The organism is Salmonella sp. 741265116_PST (assembly GCF_046567715.1).
Lineage (GTDB): Bacteria > Pseudomonadota > Gammaproteobacteria > Enterobacterales > Enterobacteriaceae > Salmonella > Salmonella enterica.
Genome location: NZ_JBKFPH010000006.1, coordinates 148,329 through 169,788, shown reverse-complemented (window position 1 = coordinate 169,788; position 21,460 = coordinate 148,329). Strand labels below are relative to the sequence as shown.

The window sequence follows — 21,460 nt, the reverse complement described above, 5'->3', positions numbered from 1 at the left end:
TATTGAGTTGACGGTTTATCCCCGCTGGCGCGGGGAACACAAAGTCCTCACGGAGACTGCACCATGCATAAACGGTTTATCCCCGCTGGCGCGGGGAACACTAAAATCCATTGTTGATATTCAGCTATTCCACCGGTTTATCCCCGCTGGCGCGGGGAACACAGACGATTTCACTGAAACCCCAGACACCGACGCGGTTTATCCCCGCTGGCGCGGGGAACACCATTCCATGCAAATTTGCCCGTTGTATCAATTCGGTTTATCCCCGCTGGCGCGGGGAACACACTAAACGTATGCCATTGTTTATAAAATACTTTTTATCAGCACCACATTCTACCAACATAATTGCAACAATTTAAATTATTAAAGAACAGCTAATTTACTGATTTTGATGCAAAAAAGTTCATAGAATGATTTTTTCTTTAAATTTACCAAAATAGCGTGATCCGTGCATCGCTATGGAAAAATTTATCAGCGCTTTTATACACTCATCGAAATTCGCATAGAGAAAATAAACAATGCAAGGTAATGGATGAGTCACAGACGGCATCGGCAGGCCGTCCGTAAAATTGATAGCGCATCAGGCGATATTTAAATATTTATGCGTTTGCATAGACAGTCGCCAGTTACGTGCAATACAAGTTTCAATACACAGACGCGTCGCGTCTTCTTTCTGGCTAATGGGCTGCAAAGCAATCACGCGCGGTTTATCATCGCTCAACGTGGCTAACAGTTCATCCAGCGCCTCAATATCACGAACTCGCCCAACGGGATGCTTGATTTCATTGGCGCGCTCCAGCGCCTGGGAAAGCACGTCATATCCCCCGCGCATATTCACTTTTGGTGAAACCGTTACCCAGGTGTTAGGCGTACAGCGCACTTCGTGCGTCCCGCTGGTTTCAATCTGACAACTAAAACCACTCTTTTCAAGCAGATCGGTGAGCGGCATGAGGTCGTGAATACAGGGTTCGCCACCGGTGATGACAACGTGACGCGCGGTATAGCCCTGACGATTAATCACCGCCAGCAGATCTTCACTGCTCGCAGCACCCCATTTGTCGCTCTCTTTGGTTTTTGCCAGAATGCTGAACAGAGACACTTCCCGATCGCTCAGTTTATCCCAGGTATGCTTAGTATCACACCAGGCACAGCCGACCGGACATCCCTGTAAACGAATAAAAATAGCGGGGACGCCGGTAAAATAACCCTCGCCTTGTAGGGTCTGGAACATCTCGTTAATCGGGTACTGCATAGCGTTCTCTGTTAAGGGGATAATCGTTAATTATTGCAGATTTCGTCTGCCCGGTCATGCACAGCGGCTGCGCTATTGAACCGATACAAAAAAACCCGCCGAAGCGGGTTTATACGTTAAGAGGTAAAAGCAGGATTACGCCTGGCCTTTGATCTCTTTACGACCGTTGTACGGTGCTTTTTCGCCCAGAGCTTCTTCGATACGAATCAGCTGGTTGTATTTAGCAACACGGTCAGAACGGCTCATAGAACCGGTTTTGATCTGGCCTGCAGCGGTACCAACAGCCAGGTCAGCAATGGTAGCGTCTTCAGTTTCACCAGAACGGTGAGAGATGACAGCAGTGTAGCCAGCGTCTTTCGCCATTTTGACCGCAGCCAGAGTTTCGGTCAGAGAACCGATCTGGTTGAATTTGATCAGGATGGAGTTAGCGATGCCTTTCTCGATGCCTTCTTTCAGGATTTTGGTGTTGGTTACGAACAGGTCGTCACCAACCAGCTGGATTTTGTCGCCCAGTACTTTGGTCTGGTATGCAAAACCGTCCCAATCAGACTCGTCCAGACCATCTTCGATGGAAACGATCGGGTACTGTTTGGTCAGTTCTTCCAGGAAGTGGGTGAATTCTTCGGAGGTGAACGCTTTGTTGCCTTCGCCAGCCAGAACGTATTTACCGTCTTTGTAGAATTCAGATGCTGCGCAGTCCATCGCCAGGGTGATGTCTTTACCCAGCTCGTAACCAGCCGCTTTAACCGCTTCAGCGATAACAGCCAGTGCTTCCGCGTTGGAGCCCAGGTTCGGCGCATAGCCGCCTTCGTCACCCACCGCGGTGTTCATGCCTTTGCCTTTCAGCACTTTTGCCAGGTGATGGAAAACTTCAGAACCCATACGGATGGCTTCTTTAACCGTTTTCGCGCCAACCGGCTGGATCATGAATTCCTGGATGTCGACGTTGTTGTCAGCGTGCTCGCCGCCGTTGATGATGTTCATCATCGGAACCGGCATGGAGTATTTGCCCGGAGTGCCGTTCAGTTCAGCAATGTGCTCGTACAGCGGCATACCTTTAGCGGCAGCAGCTGCTTTGGCGTTAGCCAGAGAGACAGCCAGAATAGCGTTTGCACCGAAGTTAGATTTGTTTTCAGTACCGTCCAGGTCGATCATGATTTTGTCGATGCCAGCCTGGTCTTTAGCGTCTTTGCCAAGAATAGCCTGAGCGATCGGGCCGTTAACCGCGCCAACAGCTTTGGTTACGCCTTTACCCAGGAAACGGGATTTGTCGCCATCGCGCAGTTCCAGCGCTTCGCGGGAACCAGTAGAAGCACCTGACGGAGCCGCCGCCATACCTACGAAACCACCTTCCAGGTGTACTTCAGCTTCAACAGTCGGGTTACCACGGGAGTCGATGATTTCACGACCGATGACTTTAACGATTTTGGACATTAGGTTTTCCTCAAGTCACTAGTTAAACTAAAACTTCAGACAAACGGTGCACCGCTGAGGGTGCACCGCCGTTCTAACTTTTTTACTTCGCCTGACGTTTCTGATGCTCGTTGGCGGCTTTAACAAAGCCAGCGAACAACGGATGTCCATCACGCGGCGTGGAAGTAAATTCCGGATGGAACTGACAGGCCACGAACCACGGATGATTCGGTACCTCAATGATCTCGACTAACTGATCATCACCGGAACGGCCTGCGACACGCAGACCCGCTGCTTCAATTTGTTTCAACAACATATTGTTGACTTCGTAACGATGGCGATGACGTTCAACAATCGTCGACGCGCCGTACAACTGACGTACCAGACTGTCATCGCTAAGCTGGCACTGCTGCGCGCCCAGGCGCATGGTGCCACCCAAATCGCTCTTCTCGCTACGGACTTCAACGTTACCGTCTTCATCGCGCCACTCGGTAATTAACGCCACAACCGGGTACTTACAGTCTGGCACAAATTCCGTTGAGTTGGCGTTGTCCATGCCGGCCACGTTACGAGCGAACTCAATCAACGCAACCTGCATCCCCAGGCAAATGCCCAGATAAGGAATATTGTTTTCACGCGCATAGCGCGCAGTGGCGATTTTACCTTCAACGCCACGATAGCCGAAGCCGCCGGGGATCAGGATAGCGTCCAAATCTTTCAGAATTTCGACGCCGCGCGTTTCAACATCTTGCGAATCGATCAATTTGATGTTGACGGTAACGCGGTTTTTCAGACCACCGTGTTTCAGCGCTTCGATCACTGACTTATAGGCATCCGGCAGTTCAATATATTTGCCGACCATGCCGATAGTCACTTCGCCTGCCGGGTTCGCTTCTTCGTAAATGACCTGTTCCCATTCAGACAGGTTTGCTTCCGGACAGTTCAAGCTGAATCGTTTACAAATATAATCATCAAGCCCCTGAGATTTCAACAGGCCCGGAATTTTATAAATGGAATCGACATCTTTCATTGAAATAACGGCTTTTTCCGGCACATTACAGAACAATGCAATTTTTGCACGCTCGTTGGCAGGAACCGCGCGATCGGAACGACAAATCAGAATATCGGGCTGAATACCGATAGACAGCAGCTCTTTCACGGAGTGCTGAGTCGGTTTAGTTTTCACTTCGCCCGCAGCCGCCAGGTAAGGTACCAGCGTCAGGTGCATAAACAGCGCGTGTTCACGACCGATATCTACCGCCAATTGACGAATCGCCTCAAGAAACGGCAGCGATTCGATATCACCGACGGTACCGCCGATTTCCACCAGTACCACATCGTGGCCTTCGCCGCCTTCCAGCACGCGCTCTTTAATCGCGTTAGTGATGTGAGGGATTACCTGTACGGTTGCGCCCAGATAGTCGCCACGGCGTTCTTTACGCAGAACGTCGGAGTAGATACGGCCAGTCGTGAAGTTGTTGCGGCGAGACATCTTGGTGCGGATGAAACGCTCGTAGTGCCCCAGGTCCAGGTCGGTTTCAGCGCCGTCTTCAGTAACGAACACTTCCCCGTGTTGGATTGGGCTCATAGTACCCGGATCGACGTTGATGTACGGATCCAGTTTCATGATGGTCACGTTGAGACCACGGGCTTCCAGAATGGCTGCGAGGGAGGCTGCGGCAATGCCTTTACCCAGAGAGGATACGACCCCGCCGGTCACAAAAATATAGTTCGTTGTCATGCGGAACCTGAGAAGTTAGGTTTAAAAGACGATGGAATAACCAGGACGGGAAAGCAGTATACCCGAACATGACCTACGCCACAAACTTTCATTATTCCTCCTCTTCGTCAGGCTGACATTCACACAGGGAGGGAGAAAATAGCCCCTTTGAGGTAAATGTTTTTGACGTAAATCAAGCGCTTGTTATTTAAAAAATCACACAAATCGCTCTTGACCGCCTAAAACCTTTAGAGATCAATTTCCTGGCGTTTTACTTCCTGCCAAACTTCTTCCATTGTTTCCAGGTCCACCCCGGTCATTTCCAGGCCTCTGGCGGCGACAATACGTTCAACTTCGCGAAAACGACGTTCAAATTTATCGTTCGCTTTTTGCAAAGCGAGCTCCGCTTTCGTACCTAAATGACGCGCCATGTTGACCGTGGCAAAGAGCAAATCGCCCATTTCCTCTTCCAGTTTAGCCTGATCAACAACCGCCTGCCGCGCCTCGAACATCACCTCATCGATCTCTTCATAGACCTTATCGACGACCGGTCCCAGCGTCGTCCAGTCAAAGCCCACGTTTGAGCACCGTTTCTGGATTTTTTGCGCGCGCATTAAGGCCGGTAAGCTGCGCGGAATATCGTCCAGAGCGGAATGCTGCGCTTTTTGCGCGCGCTCTTCCGTTTTGATTTGCTCCCAGCGAACTAAGACTTCTTCGCTATTATCCGCAGAAAGCTCGCCAAAAACATGCGGATGCCGGCGTTCAAGCTTGTCGCTGATGGCAGCGCAGATATCATTAAAATCGAAGCGGCCTTCTTCCTGCGCCATCTGCGCGTAAAACACTACCTGGAACAACAGGTCGCCCAGTTCGCCGCGCAAATCGTCAAAATCCTCACGCGCAATTGCATCCAGTACTTCATAGGTTTCTTCCAGCGTATAAGGCGCGATGCTGGCGAAGGTCTGCTCTTTATCCCACGGGCAACCGTTTTCCGGGTCACGCAGGCGCTGCATGATATTCAGCAGACGGTCAATTTGATTCATTAAAATATCCTGAAAACATAGGCCCAATGAGCAACGCGCCATCGGGCGAAAAACGCCAGATGGCGTACACGTTATTAATTCCCGTGCAAACGACGGGCATCAATCACATCCGGCACCTGGTTCAGCTTACCGAGCACGCGGCCCAGCACCTGCAGGTTATAGATCTCGATGGTCATATCAATGGTGGCGATCTGCTGTTTAATGTCGCTGCGGCTTGCGACGCCCAGCACGTTGACTTTTTCGTTAGCCAGAATGGTGGTGATATCACGCAATAAACCGCTGCGATCGTTGGCCTGGACGCGCACCACCAGCGAATATCCCGCCGAGTAGCTTTCGCCCCATACCGCCTCTACGATCCGCTCCGGCGCATGTGAGCGCAGTTCAGCTAACTGTTCACAATCGGCACGGTGCACGGAAATCCCCCGCCCCTGAGTAATGAAGCCGACAATTTCATCCCCCGGAATCGGCTGGCAGCAGCGGGCAATGTGGTGCATCAAATTACCCACGCCTTCTACCACCACGCGCCCGTCGTCTTTACGACGATTTTGCGGCACGTATGTTTTTTGCTGAAGCTGTTTCAGCGCCGCTGCATCCTGCTCCTCTGCACTCGGCTTATTGAACTGCGATTGCAGGAAATTCACCATCTGATTAAGACGGATATCGCCGCCGCCTATCGCCGCCAGCAACTCTTCCAGCTCATTAAAGTTGTAGCGCGGCAGCAGATGTTTCTCGGCCTCTTTCAGGCTAATCCCTAAATGCGCCAGCTCATCGTCGAGGATCTGCCGTCCAGCCAGGATATTTTTGTCACGATCCTGCTTGCGGAACCAGGCGTGAATTTTCGAGCGTCCGCGGCTGGTCGTCACATAGCCCAGGTTTGGATTCAGCCAGTCGCGGCTGGGATTCGGCTGCTTCTGAGTGATAATTTCAATCTGATCGCCCATCTGCAACTGATAGGTGAATGGCACAATACGGCCGCCGATTTTCGCGCCGATGCAGCGGTGCCCGACATCGCTGTGGATGTGGTAAGCAAAATCGAGCGGCGTAGATCCGGCAGGCAAGTCAACCACGTCGCCTTTTGGCGTAAAAACGTAGACCCGATCGTCAAACACCTGGCTGCGCACTTCATCCAGCATTTCGCCGGAGTCGGCCATCTCTTCCTGCCAGGCGATCAGCTTACGCAGCCACGCAATTCTGTCTTCATGGCCGGAACGCACGCCGCCGGACGCGGCGCCTTCTTTATACTTCCAGTGCGCCGCCACGCCCAGTTCGGCGTCTTCATGCATCTGTTTGGTACGGATCTGGATCTCAACGGTTTTACCGCCCGGCCCCAGGACCACGGTGTGGATAGACTGGTAACCGTTCGGTTTCGGGTTAGCGACATAATCATCGAATTCATCCGGCAGGTGGCGATAGTGCGTATGCACTATCCCCAACGCGGCGTAGCAGTCCTGCAGACGTTCAGCGACGATACGCACGGCGCGCACGTCAAAGAGTTCATCAAACGCCAGATGCTTTTTCTGCATTTTGCGCCAGATGCTATAAATATGTTTTGGTCGTCCGTAGACTTCCGCCTGCACGCCTTCGTTTTTCATTTCGGCGCGCAGATGTCCAACAAACTCTTCGATGTAATGTTCGCGATCGAGACGGCGCTCATGCAGCAGTTTGGCGATGCGTTTGTATTCCGCCGGATGCAGGTAGCGGAAACAGTAGTCTTCCAGTTCCCACTTCAGTTGCCCGATGCCCAGACGATTAGCGAGCGGCGCATAGATGTTGGTACATTCTTTCGCCGCCAGCACGCGCTCATCTTCCGGCGCCTCTTTCACTTCGCGCAAATGAGCGATTCGCTCGGCCAGTTTGATCACCACGCAACGGAAATCATCCACCATCGCCAATAACATTCGACGGACGTTATCAACCTGCTCCGAAGAAACAGAGTCGTTATGAGTGGCGTTTAACTGGCGGATCGCCGCCATATCGCGCACGCCATGAATCAGGGTAACGATAGATTTGCCGACGCTTTCGCGCAGCACATCTTCGCTGACTACGTTGGCGTCGGCCAGAGGGAACAGTAGCGCCGCCCGCAGCGTGTCGATATCCATACTCAGCGTGGAAAGAATTTCTACCATCTCCACGCCACGCCACAGCAACAGATCCGCATCCGGATGTCCTTGTGTCTGTTGCAGGCAATACGCCCAGGTTTCGGCTAAGCGCTCACACGACTGCTGGCTGGAAATTCCCAGGCTTGCGATCCACTTCTTCGGATCAAATTCACCAGCTTTATTAATATGTGCACTTCTTACCGCGACCATCGTCCTCTCCTTAAGGGACCAGGCCTACCGAAGTCGGTAAGCCGGTAATCATTACATGCGCTCGAACAGAACCATTGATTCCAGATGTCCTGTGTGCGGGAACATGTCGAGCATCGCTAAACGCGTAACCTCATATCCCGCATTGACCAGCGCTTCACTATCGCGCGCCAGCGTCGCCGGGTTACAGGATACATAAACAATGCGAATAGGTTTTAATTTTATTATATGTCGCATCACTCCTGTAGCCCCCGCACGCGCAGGATCGAGTAAGACTTTGTCAAAGCCGTTTTTCGCCCACGGCTGCTTCGTGACATCTTCCTCCAGGTTCTCATGGAAGAATGTCACATTATGTAAACCATTGCGGATGGCGTTTTCACGGCCTTTTTCTACCAGTGCCGGAACGCCCTCAACCCCTACCACGCTTGCCGCGCGCGTTGCCAGCGGCAGCGTAAAATTCCCCATTCCGCAGAACAGATCCAGGACACGATCCTCGGCGCGCACATCAAGCCACTCCAGCGCGCGGGCGACCATTTGCTGGTTTACCGCCTCATTAACCTGAATAAAGTCTCGCGGACTGAAGGCTAAACGTAAGCCGTGCGAATCATACCAGGGCGCTTCGCCAGATACCGTTTCCAGTATCTCGCTAAACGGCGCCAGAAACAGAGACAATCCCTCAGAATGCGAAAAGCGTTCCAGTTTTTCTTTATCCGCCGCACTTAATGGCGCGGTATGGCGCAGAATCATCAGCGTACCGCTTCCCGCCTGTACCAGCTCGACATGCCCAAGATGTCGGGTGCCGTGTAAACTCGCCAGACACGCCCTGATTCGGGGCAGCAATGCTGCAAGCTGGGGCGCCAAAACGGGGCACTGTTCGATATTGACGATATCGCTGGAACCCGCTTTGCGAAATCCCATTTGCAGCGGTTTATCCGGCGGGCAATTCAGACTTAACCGCGCACGACGCCGATAACCCCAGGGCGCGCCGGCGATGATGTCATTCACCTCGTGTTTCATCAAACGCGCCAGCGCCGCGCTTTTGCTGCGTTGTTGCAGGGCGATGCTGACATGCTGTTGCTGACAACCGCCGCAGACGCCAAAATGCGGGCAGCGCGGCGTTTCTCGTTCCGGGCTATCATTCAAACGGCGCGAAACGCGTGCGCGGGCAAATTGCTTTTTATCTTCTGTAAGAATGACTTCTGCGCTTTCCTCAGGCAATAAACCGGGGATAAACAGCGCCTTTCCGTTATGACGGGCTACGCCCTGACCAAATGAATCGAGGTCACTGACTTTAACGGTTATGATCTGACGCGTCGTCACGCGCCGTTTTGCAGAGTAGAATTGCGCCATCGACCAGCTTTTTCTCAATTTAACAGTGTGACCCTAATTGTCCCATAACGGAACTCCATGACCAACTACAGCCTGCGCGCACGCATGATGATTCTGATCCTGGCCCCGACCGTCCTGATAGGTTTGCTGCTCAGTATCTTTTTTGTAGTGCACCGCTATAACGACCTGCAGCGTCAACTGGAAGATGCCGGCGCCAGTATTATTGAACCGCTCGCCGTCTCCAGCGAATATGGTATGAACTTACAAAACCGGGAGTCTATCGGCCAACTTATCAGCGTCCTGCACCGCAGACACTCTGATATTGTGCGGGCGATTTCCGTTTATGACGATCATAACCGTCTGTTTGTAACGTCTAATTTCCATCTGGACCCCTCACAGATGCAGCTTCCCGCCGGAGCGCCGTTTCCACGTCGTCTGAGCGTCGATCGCCACGGCGATATCATGATTCTGCGCACCCCGATTATCTCGGAGAGCTATTCGCCGGACGAGTCAGCGATTGCCGACGCGAAAAATACCAAAAATATGCTGGGATATGTGGCGCTTGAACTGGATCTCAAGTCGGTAAGGCTACAGCAATACAAAGAGATTTTTATCTCCAGCGTGATGATGCTTTTTTGTATTGGCATTGCGTTAATCTTTGGCTGGCGGCTTATGCGCGATGTCACCGGACCTATCCGTAATATGGTGAATACCGTTGACCGCATTCGCCGCGGACAACTGGATAGCCGTGTGGAAGGTTTCATGCTGGGCGAACTGGATATGCTGAAAAACGGCATTAATTCCATGGCGATGTCGCTTGCCGCCTATCACGAAGAGATGCAGCATAATATCGATCAGGCCACCTCGGACCTGCGTGAAACCCTTGAGCAGATGGAAATCCAAAACGTTGAGCTGGATCTGGCGAAAAAGCGTGCCCAGGAAGCGGCGCGTATTAAGTCGGAGTTCCTGGCGAACATGTCGCACGAACTGCGAACGCCGCTGAACGGCGTCATTGGCTTTACCCGCCTGACATTAAAAACGGAGCTGAACCCCACCCAACGCGACCATCTGAACACCATTGAGCGTTCCGCGAATAATCTGCTGGCGATCATTAATGACGTGCTCGACTTCTCCAAGCTGGAAGCTGGTAAGCTCATTCTGGAAAGTATCCCTTTTCCACTGCGCAACACGCTGGATGAAGTGGTTACGCTGCTGGCCCACTCGTCGCATGATAAAGGGCTGGAGTTGACGTTAAATATTAAAAACGACGTCCCGGATAATGTGATTGGCGACCCGCTGCGCCTGCAACAGGTCATTACTAATCTGGTGGGTAATGCCATTAAGTTCACCGAGAGTGGCAATATCGATATTCTGGTAGAAAAGCGGGCGCTCAGTAACACCAAAGTACAGATTGAAGTGCAGATCCGCGATACGGGGATCGGCATTCCGGAACGCGACCAGTCGCGACTATTTCAGGCGTTTCGCCAGGCCGATGCCAGTATTTCTCGCCGTCACGGCGGCACCGGGCTTGGGCTGGTGATTACGCAAAAGCTGGTCAACGAAATGGGCGGGGATATCTCTTTCCACAGTCAGCCTAATCGCGGCTCAACCTTCTGGTTTCATATTAATCTTGATCTTAACCCAAATGTCATTATTGACGGGCCGTCGACCGAGTGTCTGGCCGGAAAACGGCTGGCTTATGTCGAACCGAATGCTACCGCCGCGCAATGTACCCTGGATCTGCTGAGCGACACGCCGGTGGAAGTGATTTACAGCCCGACCTTCTCCGCGCTGCCGTTAGCGCACTACGATATTATGATTTTGAGCGTTCCGGTGACCTTCCGCGAGCCGCTCACCATGCAGCATGAACGTCTGGCGAAAGCGGCGTCAATGACGAACTTTCTACTGCTGGCGCTACCTTGCCATGCGCAAATTAACGCAGAAAAGCTGAAACAAGGAGGCGCGGCGGCCTGTCTGTTAAAACCATTGACGTCAACGCGTCTGTTGCCAGCGCTGACGGAATATTGCCAGTTGAATCACCATCCTGAACCGCTGCTAATGGATACCAGTAAAATCGCCATGACGGTTATGGCGGTTGATGATAATCCCGCCAATCTGAAACTTATCGGCGCGTTACTGGAAGATAAAGTCCAGCACGTAGAGCTTTGTGATAGCGGACATCAGGCGGTAGATCGGGCGAAACAAATGCAGTTTGATCTGATTTTGATGGATATCCAGATGCCGGATATGGACGGCATACGCGCCTGCGAGTTGATTCACCAGCTTCCTCATCAGCAGCAAACACCGGTTATTGCCGTTACGGCACATGCGATGGCCGGGCAAAAAGAGAAGTTGCTCAGCGCGGGCATGAACGACTATCTGGCTAAACCGATAGAAGAAGAGAAGTTGCATAATCTGTTGCTGCGCTATAAACCCGGCGCCAACGTAGCAGCGCGTCTGATGGCGCCGGAACCGGCTGAGTTTATCTTCAATCCGAATGCGACGCTCGACTGGCAGCTTGCGCTCCGCCAGGCTGCCGGTAAGCCCGATCTGGCGCGGGATATGCTGCAAATGCTGATTGATTTCCTGCCGGAAGTGCGCAACAAAATTGAAGAACAACTGGTGGGAGAAAATCCCAACGGTCTGGTCGATCTGGTCCATAAGCTACACGGGAGCTGCGGCTATAGCGGCGTACCGCGGATGAAGAACCTTTGCCAGCTTATTGAGCAACAGCTCCGCAGCGGCGTCCACGAAGAGGAGCTGGAGCCTGAGTTTCTGGAGCTGCTGGATGAGATGGATAATGTCGCGCGTGAAGCGAAGAAAATATTGGGCTGATATTCGCCGGATGGCGGCGTGACCGCCTTATCCGGCCTACAACTCAGCGTAAAAGTTGCCCTATCTTCAGCGTGGCGGCCACGTTTCGCGCCGTCATACGCACATTTTCGGCGGCATTCTCCAGCGCATCCTCCAGCGTGCAGATGGTATAAATCACGCTGAAAACAGCATCAAGCCCATGTTCATGAACCACGCCAACGTCAGCCGTCAGGCTACCCGCTATACCAATTACCGGTTTGTTATGCTGTTTGGCGATGTTTGCCACGCCAATAGGGACTTTACCGTGAATGGTCTGGCTGTCGATGCGTCCCTCGCCAGTGATGACTAAATCAGCATCCGCAAGACACGCTTCCAGATGAAGCGCATCGGTGACAATTTCAATACCACGCCGTAGCTGCGCGCCGCAAAACGCGTATAACGCCGCCCCCATGCCGCCTGCCGCTCCGCCGCCTGCCAGATCCAACACATCGACATGCAGATCGCGGGCAATCAAATGCGCATAGCGAGTCAATGCCGTATCCAGGCGTTCAATCATTTCCGGCGTCGCCCCTTTTTGCGGACCAAAAACCGCAGACGCGCCCTCTTTGCCGGTAAGGGGATTCGTGACATCGCAGGCAACCTCTATATGACACGCCGACAAACGCTTATCCAGACCGCTGATATCAATGCTGGCGAGTGTTTCCAGCCCAATGCCGCCTTGCGCAATATCATTGCCCTGCGCATCCCGTAGCCTGGCCCCCAGCGCCTGTACCATCCCCGCGCCGCCATCGTTGGTGGCGCTACCGCCGATACCAATAATGATATGCTCAACGCCCGCATCCAGCGCATGACGGATCAGCTCGCCGGTTCCCCATGATGTGGTCTTCAACGGATCGCGTTGCGCGGGCGGCACCTGCTCCAGCCCGCTGGCGGCCGCCATTTCAATGAACGCGGAACGCGCATCGCCGGAAAGCCCATAAAACGCATTGACGCGATGCCCCAACGGCCCGGTGACCTCAACATGCACGATTCGACCCGCCGTCGCTTCAACCATCGCTTCGACAGTACCTTCTCCGCCATCAGCCAGCGGCAATTTCAGGTAATCGGCATCAGGCCAGATCTCGCGAAATCCTTGTTCAATGGCGGTCGCTACCTCAAGAGCACTCAAACTTTCCTTATACGAGTCTGGTGCGATCACTATTTTCATAAGTCGTCCTTACGCATGTTGATCCTGTTAAGCATACACCCAGAGAAGGACCGGTTCCTTACGGAACCGGCTCTGACTTAACGCACCATGCAAGGGCGCTTATTATCAAACGTCCAGCCAGGAATTAAGTACTGCATTCCCATCGCGTCGTCACGCGCGCCTAAGCCATGTTTTTGATAGAGCTCATGCGCTTTCATCACCTGATCCATATCGAGCTCAACGCCCAGACCCGGTTTGGTCGGTACTTGCACCATGCCGCCTTTAATTTCAAACGGTTCTTTAGTCAGACGTTGGTTGCCTTCCTGCCAGATCCAGTGGGTATCGATCGCGGTGATCTTACCCGGCGCCGCCGCGGCAACATGGGTAAACATCGCCAACGAAATATCAAAGTGGTTGTTAGAGTGCGAGCCCCAGGTCAGACCGAACTCATGACACATTTGCGCCACGCGTACAGAGCCTTGCATAGTCCAGAAGTGCGGGTCCGCCAGCGGGATATCGACGGATTGCAGCGACAGCGTATGCCCCATTTGACGCCAGTCGGTCGCTATCATATTGGTGGCCGTCGGTAATCCGGTCGCGCGACGGAATTCCGCCATCACTTCACGTCCGGAAAAACCCTGCTCCGCGCCGCACGGATCTTCTGCATAGGCCAGAGAACCTTTCAGGTATTTACCAATGCTGATCGCTTCGTTCAGCGACCAGGCACCGTTTGGATCGAGCGTGACGCGCGCTTGTGGGAAACGTTTCGCCAGCGCCACGATTGACTCGGCCTCTTCTTCGCCCGCCAGCACGCCGCCTTTCAGTTTGAAGTCGTTGAAGCCGTATTTTTCATAGGCGGCTTCCGCCAGGCGCACTACCGTTTCCGGCGTCATCGCCTCTTCATGGCGCAGACGATACCAGTCGCATTGCTCATCCGGCTGGCTCTGATACGGCAGCGGCGTAGCCTTGCGATTGCCGACAAAGAACAGATAACCCAGCATTTCGACTTCGCTGCGCTGCTGACCGTCGCCTAACAGCGAAGCGACGTTGACGCCCAGGTGTTGGCCCAAAAGGTCAAGCATTGCCGCTTCAATGCCAGTCACCACATGGATAGTGGTACGGAGATCGAACGTTTGTAAACCGCGTCCGCCCGCATCGCGATCGGCAAACTGGTTGCGAACGGCGGTCAGGACATTTTTATATTCACCCAGCGTTTTTCCCACCACCAATGGGATCGCATCTTCCAGCGTTTTGCGAATTTTTTCGCCGCCCGGAATCTCGCCAACCCCGGTATGACCGGAGTTATCTTTAATAATGACGATGTTGCGCGTAAAGAACGGGGCGTGCGCGCCGCTCAGGTTCATCAGCATACTGTCATGACCCGCAACCGGGATAACCTGCATTTCAGTCACTACAGGCGTCGTAAATTGAGTACTCATAACTGTGTCCTTATTCAGAATTAGTGACGACCAAAAACAGGGCGTTTGCGGTCAAAAGTCCAGCCGGGGATCAGGTATTGCATTGGGCCTGCATCATTACGCGCGCCACCTGGCAGCGTTTTATACGCGTCATGCGCTTTTCGCACCTGTTCCCAGTCAAGCTCCACGCCCAGTCCTGGCGCATCCGGAACGGCAATTTTGCCGTTTTTAATTTCCAGCGGATTTTTAGTCAGGCGGCAATCGCCCTCCTGCCAGATCCAGTGCGTATCAATAGCGGTGGGTTTGCCTGGCGCCGCCGCGCCAACATGGGTAAACATCGCCAGTGAAATATCAAAATGGTTATTCGAATGGCAGCCCCAGGTTAGCCCCCAGTCATCGCACAGTTGCGCCACGCGAACGGCGCCGGTGAGAGTCCAAAAATGCGGGTCGGCAAGAGGAATGTCTACCGCGTTGAGCATCACCGCGTGTCCCATTTCACGCCAGTTGGTGGCAATCATATTGGTCGCCACCGGCAGTCCTGTAGCGCGGCGGAACTCCGCCATGACCTCACGACCAGAGAATCCTTGCTCCGCGCCACACGGATCTTCCGCGTAGGCCAGTACATCATTCAGCCCTTTGCACAACGCAATGGCTTCATCCAGTAGCCAGGCGCCGTTCGGATCTACGGTAATACGCGCGTCCGGGAAGCGTTTTTTTAGCGCGCGAACGGTATCAATCTCTTGTTCGCCCGGCAGCACGCCGCCCTTAAGTTTAAAATCTTTAAAGCCGTAGCGATCCTGAGACGCTTCCGCCAGCCGCACGACTGCGTCGCTGTTCAGCGCTTCCTGATGGCGCAGGCGATACCATTCATGACTGCCCGGCGTGCTTTCCAGATACGGCAGATCGGTTTTAGTGCGATCGCCAATATAGAAGAGATAGCCCAACACGGTGACGGCATCGCGCTGTTTACCAGGTCCTAACAGCTCACAGACCGGCACATTAAGCGCCTGTCCCAGTAGATCAAGCAGCGCCGCTTCCAAAGCTGCCACCGCGTTAACCCGCAGTTCAAACGTCCATGCGCCTTTACCAAAGGTGTCAAAATCAGCGGCCTGGTTGCCTTTATGCACCTGCTGCACCACTTTGTTCAGGCGGGCGACTTCCTGGCCTAATACCATCGGAATAGCATCGACCAGCGTCTGATAAATCACTTCTCCGCCCGGCGCCTCGCCGACGCCAGTATGCCCGGCGTTATCGGTGAGGACGACGATGTTACGGGTGAACCAGGCGTTATGCGCGCCGCCGATGTTGAGTAACATACTGTCATGTCCGGCAACCGGAATGACCTTCATGTCCGTAATAACGGGACTGGATTGCGTTGTCATGATAATTGTCCTGCGGCAGGTTTCAGTTCAATACGCTTAATATCGCCTACCAGCACCAGATAGCTGATAATGGCCACCAGGGCATGAACGCCGACATAGATCAACGCGCCGTTGAAGGAACCGGTGGTGCCAACGATGTAACCAATCGCGATTGGCGTCACAATACCGGAAATATTGCCGAACATATTAAACAAGCCGCCGGAAAGACCGCTGATCTCTTTCGGCGCGGTATCCGCCATTACTGCCCAGCCCAACGCGCCGATACCTTTACCGAAGAAAGCCAACGCCATAAAGCCGATGATCATCCATTCCACGTTCACATAGTTACAGAACACCATAACCATTGACAGCAACATCCCCAGCACAATCGGCGTCTTGCGCGCGATATTCAGGGAGCCAGTACGACGCATCAGCCAGTCGGAAATGATGCCGCCCAACACGCCGCCGATAAAGCCGCAGACCGCAGGAACCGAGGCGACAAAACCCGCTTTGAGAATCGACATGCCGCGCGCCTGGACCAAATAGACCGGGAACCAGGTAATAAAGAAATAGGTCAATGCGTTAATGCAGTACTGGCCGATGTAAACGCCAATCATCATACGAGAGCCCAGCAGCTGTTTGATCTGGCCCCATTTGACGCTAAACGGTACTTTCGCTTTCGTGTCTTTCTGATCCATATTGATCAGCGCGCCGCCTTCTGCGATGTACTCCAATTCTTTCTTATTTACGCCCGGATGGTTATTTGGTTCATGGATAACTTTCATCCAGATAAAGCTGATGATGATCCCTAACCCGCCCATAAAGAAGAAGACATGCGACCAGCCCACTTCGTGCGTCAGCCAGCCCATAATTGGCGCGAAAATAACCGTGGCAAAGTATTGCGCGGAGTTAAAGATGGCCACCGCCGTTCCCCTCTCCTGCGCCGGGAACCAGGCCGCAACGATGCGACTGTTGCCCGGAAAAGAAGGCGATTCCGCCAGACCGACCAGGAAACGAAGCGTAAAGAGGGCGACAATAATGCCGAAACCACTAAAGGTATCGACAAAACCCTGCAACAGGGTGAAGACTGACCAAATGAAAATAGACCAGAAATAGACGCGTTTGGAACCAAAGCGGTCCAGCAGCCAACCGCCCGGGATCTGCCCGATAACATAGGCCCATGAAAAAGCAGAAAAGACGTAGCCCATGCCTACCGGATCAAGGCCGATATCTTTGGCCATTTCTGAACCGGCAATGGACAATGTGGCGCGGTCGCCGTAGTTGAAGGATGTGACGATAAACAGCATCACCACTATCCAATAGCGGGCGTTCGTGCGTTTCTCCGCACTGCTCGCCGCATGACTTAATGAACTCATTGTTGCACTCCTGAAATTTCGCGTTAGCTACGCTCACTCTGAACTGCACAACCGGTAGGGAATCAGAGATAACGTTTCCTTGTTGCAGCTTTTATTAGGTCGTTTGCTTTGCACGCTGCATGCTTTTATTCACTGGCAGGAAAAGTATAAAAAGCGCGCCACACACACTCACCGTGCAACAACACAGTATTTTGGCGATGAATTACGCCTGTTTATGGCAAAAGCCCAGGACAGTGGAAGCCACTTCACGGAAATGAAATCAGAAGGCGTCAGGCGTCAACGCAGGAGGAATAAAAAGAGAAGAATGTGAAACAGGTCGCTTGATTACATGAAAACGCCCGTAAAAAACTGCCGCTTTTACGGGCATATGCACAAAGCTAACACGATTCAGTTACTTTACACTGCGTACAGGTCGTTATTTGCTTACTGGCAATGCAAGCAAACGAAAAGGTACCCTCCCGTAGGGGGGAGGGATTTACCTCAGGAAAGTAAAGTTCCCCAGTTTTCAACCCAGGGATTGGACTGGCTCTCCGGCTCCGGATGTTCGCTGGCGTCAATGAATAACATCTCCCCCACCCGCTGCGCGCTTTGCTCCTGCAACAGGGCATCAAACTGTTTGCCGCCATTACAGAAATTGGGGTAGCTGCTATCACCTAGCGCAATCACCCCGTAACGCAGGTTTGGTTGAAAACCTACTGTATCTTTAATGCCGTGAAAGAGCGGCGCAATGCTATCCGGTAGATCGCCCTGCCCGGTCGTCGAGGTAACGACCAGCGCTACCTTATCCTGATATTGCTGCCAGTCGGACAGTTCAGGATCTTCAAACACGGTCGCGCTGTGGCCCTGTCTGGCGAGGATCGCCTCCGCTTCTTCCGCCACCAGCAGTGAGTTGCCATACATGGTCCCGACAAAAATACCAATTTCCGCCATTATGCGTATCTCCCTGAATTATGCCTGATGAGTCTCATCCTGCCGGGACGCCACCGTAAACTCAACCCTTTCATTGTCAGGGAGAAGTCCACGCCAGCCAAACTGTGTCAGCGCCTGCATCCAGGTTTCATCCAACCCGGCCTGAATCATCAACGGCTGTCCGGTGAAGGGGTGCGTCAGTTCAAGCCGGCTGGCATGAAGCATCAGGCGACGACAGGCAAAATGCTCCGCCGCGCTGCGGTTTTGTCGCAAATCGCCATGTTTACTGTCGCCGATGATAGGATGACGCAGATGCGCCAGATGACGACGGAGCTGGTGCTTGCGTCCCGTTTTTGGTTCCAGCTCAACCAGGCCATAACGCGTGGTGGGATAACGCCCGGTCGGCACCGCCATTTCGACTGTCGCCAGTCCGCGATACTGCGTTACAGCCGGCTGGGGCGCTTTATCTTCGCGGGCGAATTTATCGGCAATTTTATCGCGCTCTTCCACCAGCGGATAATCCAGTACTGCGTCATCCATCAGCCAGCCGCGCACAATGGCATGGTAGCGTTTACGGATGTGGTGCTGCTCGAACTGCTGCGCCAGGCGGCGCCCCGCTTCGCTGGACAGCCCCATTAACAGTACGCCAGACGTGGGTCTGTCGAGACGGTGGGCGGTAAAAACATGCTGGCCGATTTGGTCGCGCACCGTTTGCATGACCACGACTTTTTCGTCGCGATCCAGCCAGCTCCGGTGAACAAGCCAGCCTGCGGGTTTATTCACGGCAACCAGCCACGGGTCTTGATAGAGGATCTCCAGCATCAGGATTTATCGCGAACGAATAGCGCATCCAGATCCTGCAAAACCGCCAGGATCGCCTCCCGCTGCGGATGATCCGCCGCCAGCGCCATTTCATAATAAGGGGCGACGGCGAACGCTTCGGGCAGCGGCTGCGCATTATCAAGTAGGGTATGCATACGTGGGATCAATACCCATTGCAGCCATTCCAGCGGTTCCATGGTATCCATAAAAAATGGTTGAGTGCTGGTAAACAGGTGCGCCTGCGGCGCATCCAGCCGCCAGTGGCGATGCTCGCGCAGCAGCGTTTCAAGCGCATGTAACTGCTGACGCACACGGTCATGAGTCGTCATGTTAAAAACCTCAATGATGAAAATCTGGCGCGCAGAATAACAAAAAAAAGGGAGCACTGTGTAAACAGTGCTCCCGGTTCGTTTCGCAGCATTCCAGCTACTTTTCATGCTCCCTGCTCATCCGTGACAACTTTTCCTGTGACCTTACGGCCTGTTCATCCTGAACGTTTGCATCCTGCGCACATCGCCCCGATGTGATAGCTTCATCCTGAAGCGTCCCTGGTCATCCAGACCCGCCAAACATCCTGATCGGCTCTCGTTCTCCGTCCTGGAGGTGTCCTTTAACGCATCCTGCGCTTTCCACTTTGCTTCATCCTGAAGCCTTTCCTTGTAACACCATCCTGGCGTGTCCTGCTGAAGCGTCATCATCCTGACGTTCGCTTCGTTGTACGACTCCCTGTCGACGAAGATAGAATCGCCTGTTTCACCTTGTCTTACAAGACGCTTACAGACAATACCTTAAGTAAATTTTCATATGAAAGTGCGTAAGAACATTTTAATAGGTTGTTTTATATGGACTTATACAAAAAGACGGGACTCAGTACCCGCTGATATCCTGGCGATCTCCTACAGACTTTGTAAGAGATCTCTCACACCCGTTAGGGCAAACGATTACAGAAGAGGATTAAGTTGCGTAAGAAATTCCGCAAGCGTTGCGGCAAGAACGGTACGATTGCGGGTGCCCAGCGTTTCTTTAATCACTTCGCCGGACAGATTACAGACCGAAATGACCTCAAGCTCATTTTCCTGCGTCGCAATAAAAAGCGTGGGAGGAAGCTTGAGCCGCTTTTGCGTGACCAGATGGCCTATCAGATTTTCCTGCACGCGCCGAAAGTCATCCTGACTCCAGGTTTGCAGTAGCGTAAGCTTTTCATCCGCAAACTGCGCTGGCATGTCGCCAGCAAACTGCGTGGTGTAAAACGCGTGGAGCGCAGGTTGTACCATAATATCAAAGGCGCGTTCAACCGCGTTTACATTTTCTTCGCCTTCAAAAGGTTGCGGCTGCCAGTAAACGGCATTGCGGGTTGAAGAAATAATGCACGGAGAAGGTACGCCATACAGTTCTTCGCTCAACGGCCAGCTACCGTGTTTTTCTTGCCACGCGTCGCAGTAACGCGTCGTAAAGGCTTTTAACGCCTGCGCTGTCAGTTCGTCCACCAGTTTCTCTCTTCATAAAAGCCAGGATACACTTGACGCATAGTGTATCTGGTTTATGACGGTGAAACATGTCTTCTTATGAAAACCATCAGGCTCTCGATGGCCTGACTCTCGGAAAATCAACGGATTACCGGGACAATTATGACGCCAGCCTGCTGCAGGGCGTACCGCGCAGTTTGAATCGCGACCCGCTCGGATTAACAGCCGATAATTTGCCGTTCCACGGCGCGGATATCTGGACGTTGTATGAACTTTCCTGGCTTAACAGCCAGGGTCTTCCGCAGGTCGCCGTCGGGCATGTCGAACTGGATTACACCAGCGTTAATTTAATCGAATCCAAAAGCTTTAAACTGTATCTGAACAGCTTTAACCAGACGCGCTTTGACACCTGGGAGACGGTGCGCCAGACGCTGGAGCGCGATCTGCGCGCCTGCGCGCAGGGCAACGTTAGCGTGAGGCTTCATCGTCTTGATGAGCTGGAAGGACAGCCTGTCGCCCATTTCCACGGCACCTGTATTGACGATCAGGATATCAGTATCGACAACTACCAGTTTACTACCGACTATCTGCAACATGCGGTCAGCGGCGAGAAGCAAGTAGAGGAGACGCTGGTCAGTCATCTGTTGAAATCCAACTGCCTGATCACCCACCAACCGGACTGGGGCTCGATACAAATTCAGTATCGCGGGCGCAAAATCGACAGGGAAAAACTGCTGCGTTATCTGGTCTCCTTCCGTCACCATAATGAATTTCACGAGCAGTGCGTAGAGCGTATTTTTAATGACATTCTGCGCTTCTGCCAGCCGGAAACGTTAAGCGTTTATGCGCGCTATACCCGCCGCGGCGGGCTGGACATTAATCCCTGGCGCAGCAATACCGATTTCGTGCCCGCCACAGGCAGGCTGGCGCGACAGTAATTTTTTTTGTCAATTTTGCGTGCCGGATTGCGCATGTAAGGTTGTGAAAGGTCATCAGCCAGGGCTATTGTAATCAACAGGGAATGGCGTGTTGCGTCCCATAAGGAGTT

At 53.0% G+C, this 21,460-nt stretch carries 17 protein-coding genes and 1 CRISPR repeat array; of the genes, 3 read left to right on the top strand and 14 right to left on the bottom strand.

Annotated features, from left to right (window positions below; translation table 11 throughout):
• Nucleotides 1-11: 11 nt before the first annotated feature.
• Nucleotides 12-284: a CRISPR direct-repeat array (repeat unit 29 nt; unit sequence CGGTTTATCCCCGCTGGCGCGGGGAACAC).
• Nucleotides 285-580: 296 nt separating this feature from the next.
• The 6 genes from queE to rlmD form a co-directional block, all read right to left on the bottom strand.
• Entirely contained in the window at nt 581-1,252 is a 672-nt protein-coding gene (gene queE / locus ACLD11_RS06695; RefSeq protein ID WP_001199961.1) for a 7-carboxy-7-deazaguanine synthase QueE, read from the bottom strand.
• A 135-nt stretch (nt 1,253-1,387) separates the two neighbouring features.
• Entirely contained in the window at nt 1,388-2,686 is a 1,299-nt protein-coding gene (gene eno, locus ACLD11_RS06690; RefSeq protein WP_411012370.1) for a phosphopyruvate hydratase, read from the bottom strand.
• Nucleotides 2,687-2,768: 82 nt separating this feature from the next.
• Nucleotides 2,769-4,406, bottom strand: coding sequence for a glutamine hydrolyzing CTP synthase (gene pyrG, locus ACLD11_RS06685; protein ID WP_000210863.1), 1,638 nt, complete (start codon nt 4,404-4,406; stop codon nt 2,769-2,771).
• A gap of 227 nt (nt 4,407-4,633) precedes the next feature.
• Nucleotides 4,634-5,425: a nucleoside triphosphate pyrophosphohydrolase gene (gene mazG, locus ACLD11_RS06680; RefSeq protein WP_183058822.1), complete on the bottom strand. Its 792-nt coding sequence runs from the start codon at nt 5,423-5,425 to the stop codon at nt 4,634-4,636.
• Nucleotides 5,426-5,499: 74 nt separating this feature from the next.
• The gene (gene relA / locus ACLD11_RS06675; RefSeq protein WP_411014699.1) at nt 5,500-7,734 is read right to left on the bottom strand and encodes a GTP diphosphokinase; all 2,235 of its coding nucleotides are present in this window, start codon (nt 7,732-7,734) and stop codon (nt 5,500-5,502) included.
• A gap of 51 nt (nt 7,735-7,785) precedes the next feature.
• Complete coding sequence (rlmD, locus tag ACLD11_RS06670) at nt 7,786-9,081, bottom strand: 23S rRNA (uracil(1939)-C(5))-methyltransferase RlmD (protein ID WP_411014698.1); 1,296 nt, start codon at nt 9,079-9,081, stop codon at nt 7,786-7,788.
• A 57-nt stretch (nt 9,082-9,138) separates the two neighbouring features.
• Between rlmD and barA the strand changes: the two genes are divergently transcribed.
• A complete protein-coding gene (barA, locus tag ACLD11_RS06665; protein WP_411014697.1) occupies nt 9,139-11,895 on the top strand; it encodes a two-component sensor histidine kinase BarA in 2,757 nt (918 codons plus the stop codon).
• Nucleotides 11,896-11,938: 43 nt separating this feature from the next.
• Here the strand turns inward: barA and ACLD11_RS06660 are convergent, their stop codons facing one another.
• From ACLD11_RS06660 to gudP, 4 genes are all read right to left on the bottom strand, one after another.
• Complete coding sequence (locus tag ACLD11_RS06660; RefSeq protein WP_183058818.1) at nt 11,939-13,081, bottom strand: glycerate kinase; 1,143 nt, start codon at nt 13,079-13,081, stop codon at nt 11,939-11,941.
• 77 nt (nt 13,082-13,158) lie between these two features.
• Complete coding sequence (gudD, locus tag ACLD11_RS06655; protein WP_000107113.1) at nt 13,159-14,499, bottom strand: glucarate dehydratase; 1,341 nt, start codon at nt 14,497-14,499, stop codon at nt 13,159-13,161.
• Between the two features lie 20 nt (nt 14,500-14,519).
• Complete coding sequence (locus tag ACLD11_RS06650) at nt 14,520-15,860, bottom strand: enolase C-terminal domain-like protein (protein ID WP_080207570.1); 1,341 nt, start codon at nt 15,858-15,860, stop codon at nt 14,520-14,522.
• A complete protein-coding gene (gudP, locus tag ACLD11_RS06645) occupies nt 15,857-17,215 on the bottom strand; it encodes a galactarate/glucarate/glycerate transporter GudP (protein ID WP_411011954.1) in 1,359 nt (452 codons plus the stop codon). The genes ACLD11_RS06650 and gudP overlap by 4 nt, the downstream gene beginning before the upstream one ends.
• A 79-nt stretch (nt 17,216-17,294) precedes the next feature.
• Between gudP and ACLD11_RS06640 the strand changes: the two genes are divergently transcribed.
• Nucleotides 17,295-17,525 carry a hypothetical protein gene (locus ACLD11_RS06640; protein WP_109273339.1) on the top strand — a complete coding sequence of 77 codons (231 nt, stop codon included), beginning with the start codon at nt 17,295-17,297 and terminating at the stop codon, nt 17,523-17,525.
• 170 nt (nt 17,526-17,695) lie between these two features.
• Here ACLD11_RS06640 and ACLD11_RS06635 read toward each other — a convergent pair whose 3' ends face one another.
• The 4 genes from ACLD11_RS06635 to syd form a co-directional block, all read right to left on the bottom strand.
• Complete coding sequence (locus ACLD11_RS06635) at nt 17,696-18,145, bottom strand: flavodoxin (RefSeq protein ID WP_000807739.1); 450 nt, start codon at nt 18,143-18,145, stop codon at nt 17,696-17,698.
• 18 nt (nt 18,146-18,163) lie between these two features.
• Nucleotides 18,164-18,946 (bottom strand): tRNA pseudouridine(65) synthase TruC, encoded by a 783-nt coding sequence (truC, locus tag ACLD11_RS06630; RefSeq protein ID WP_411014696.1) that lies wholly within the window; start codon nt 18,944-18,946, stop codon nt 18,164-18,166.
• Nucleotides 18,946-19,275 (bottom strand): YqcC family protein, encoded by a 330-nt coding sequence (locus ACLD11_RS06625; RefSeq protein WP_000207010.1) that lies wholly within the window; start codon nt 19,273-19,275, stop codon nt 18,946-18,948. The genes truC and ACLD11_RS06625 overlap by 1 nt, the downstream gene beginning before the upstream one ends.
• Before the next feature lie 612 nt (nt 19,276-19,887).
• A complete protein-coding gene (syd, locus tag ACLD11_RS06620; RefSeq protein ID WP_023215985.1) occupies nt 19,888-20,433 on the bottom strand; it encodes a SecY-interacting protein in 546 nt (181 codons plus the stop codon).
• A gap of 68 nt (nt 20,434-20,501) precedes the next feature.
• Between syd and queF the strand changes: the two genes are divergently transcribed.
• Nucleotides 20,502-21,350 carry an NADPH-dependent 7-cyano-7-deazaguanine reductase QueF gene (queF, locus tag ACLD11_RS06615; protein WP_000100463.1) on the top strand — a complete coding sequence of 283 codons (849 nt, stop codon included), beginning with the start codon at nt 20,502-20,504 and terminating at the stop codon, nt 21,348-21,350.
• The last annotated feature ends 110 nt before the right edge of the window (nt 21,351-21,460 follow it).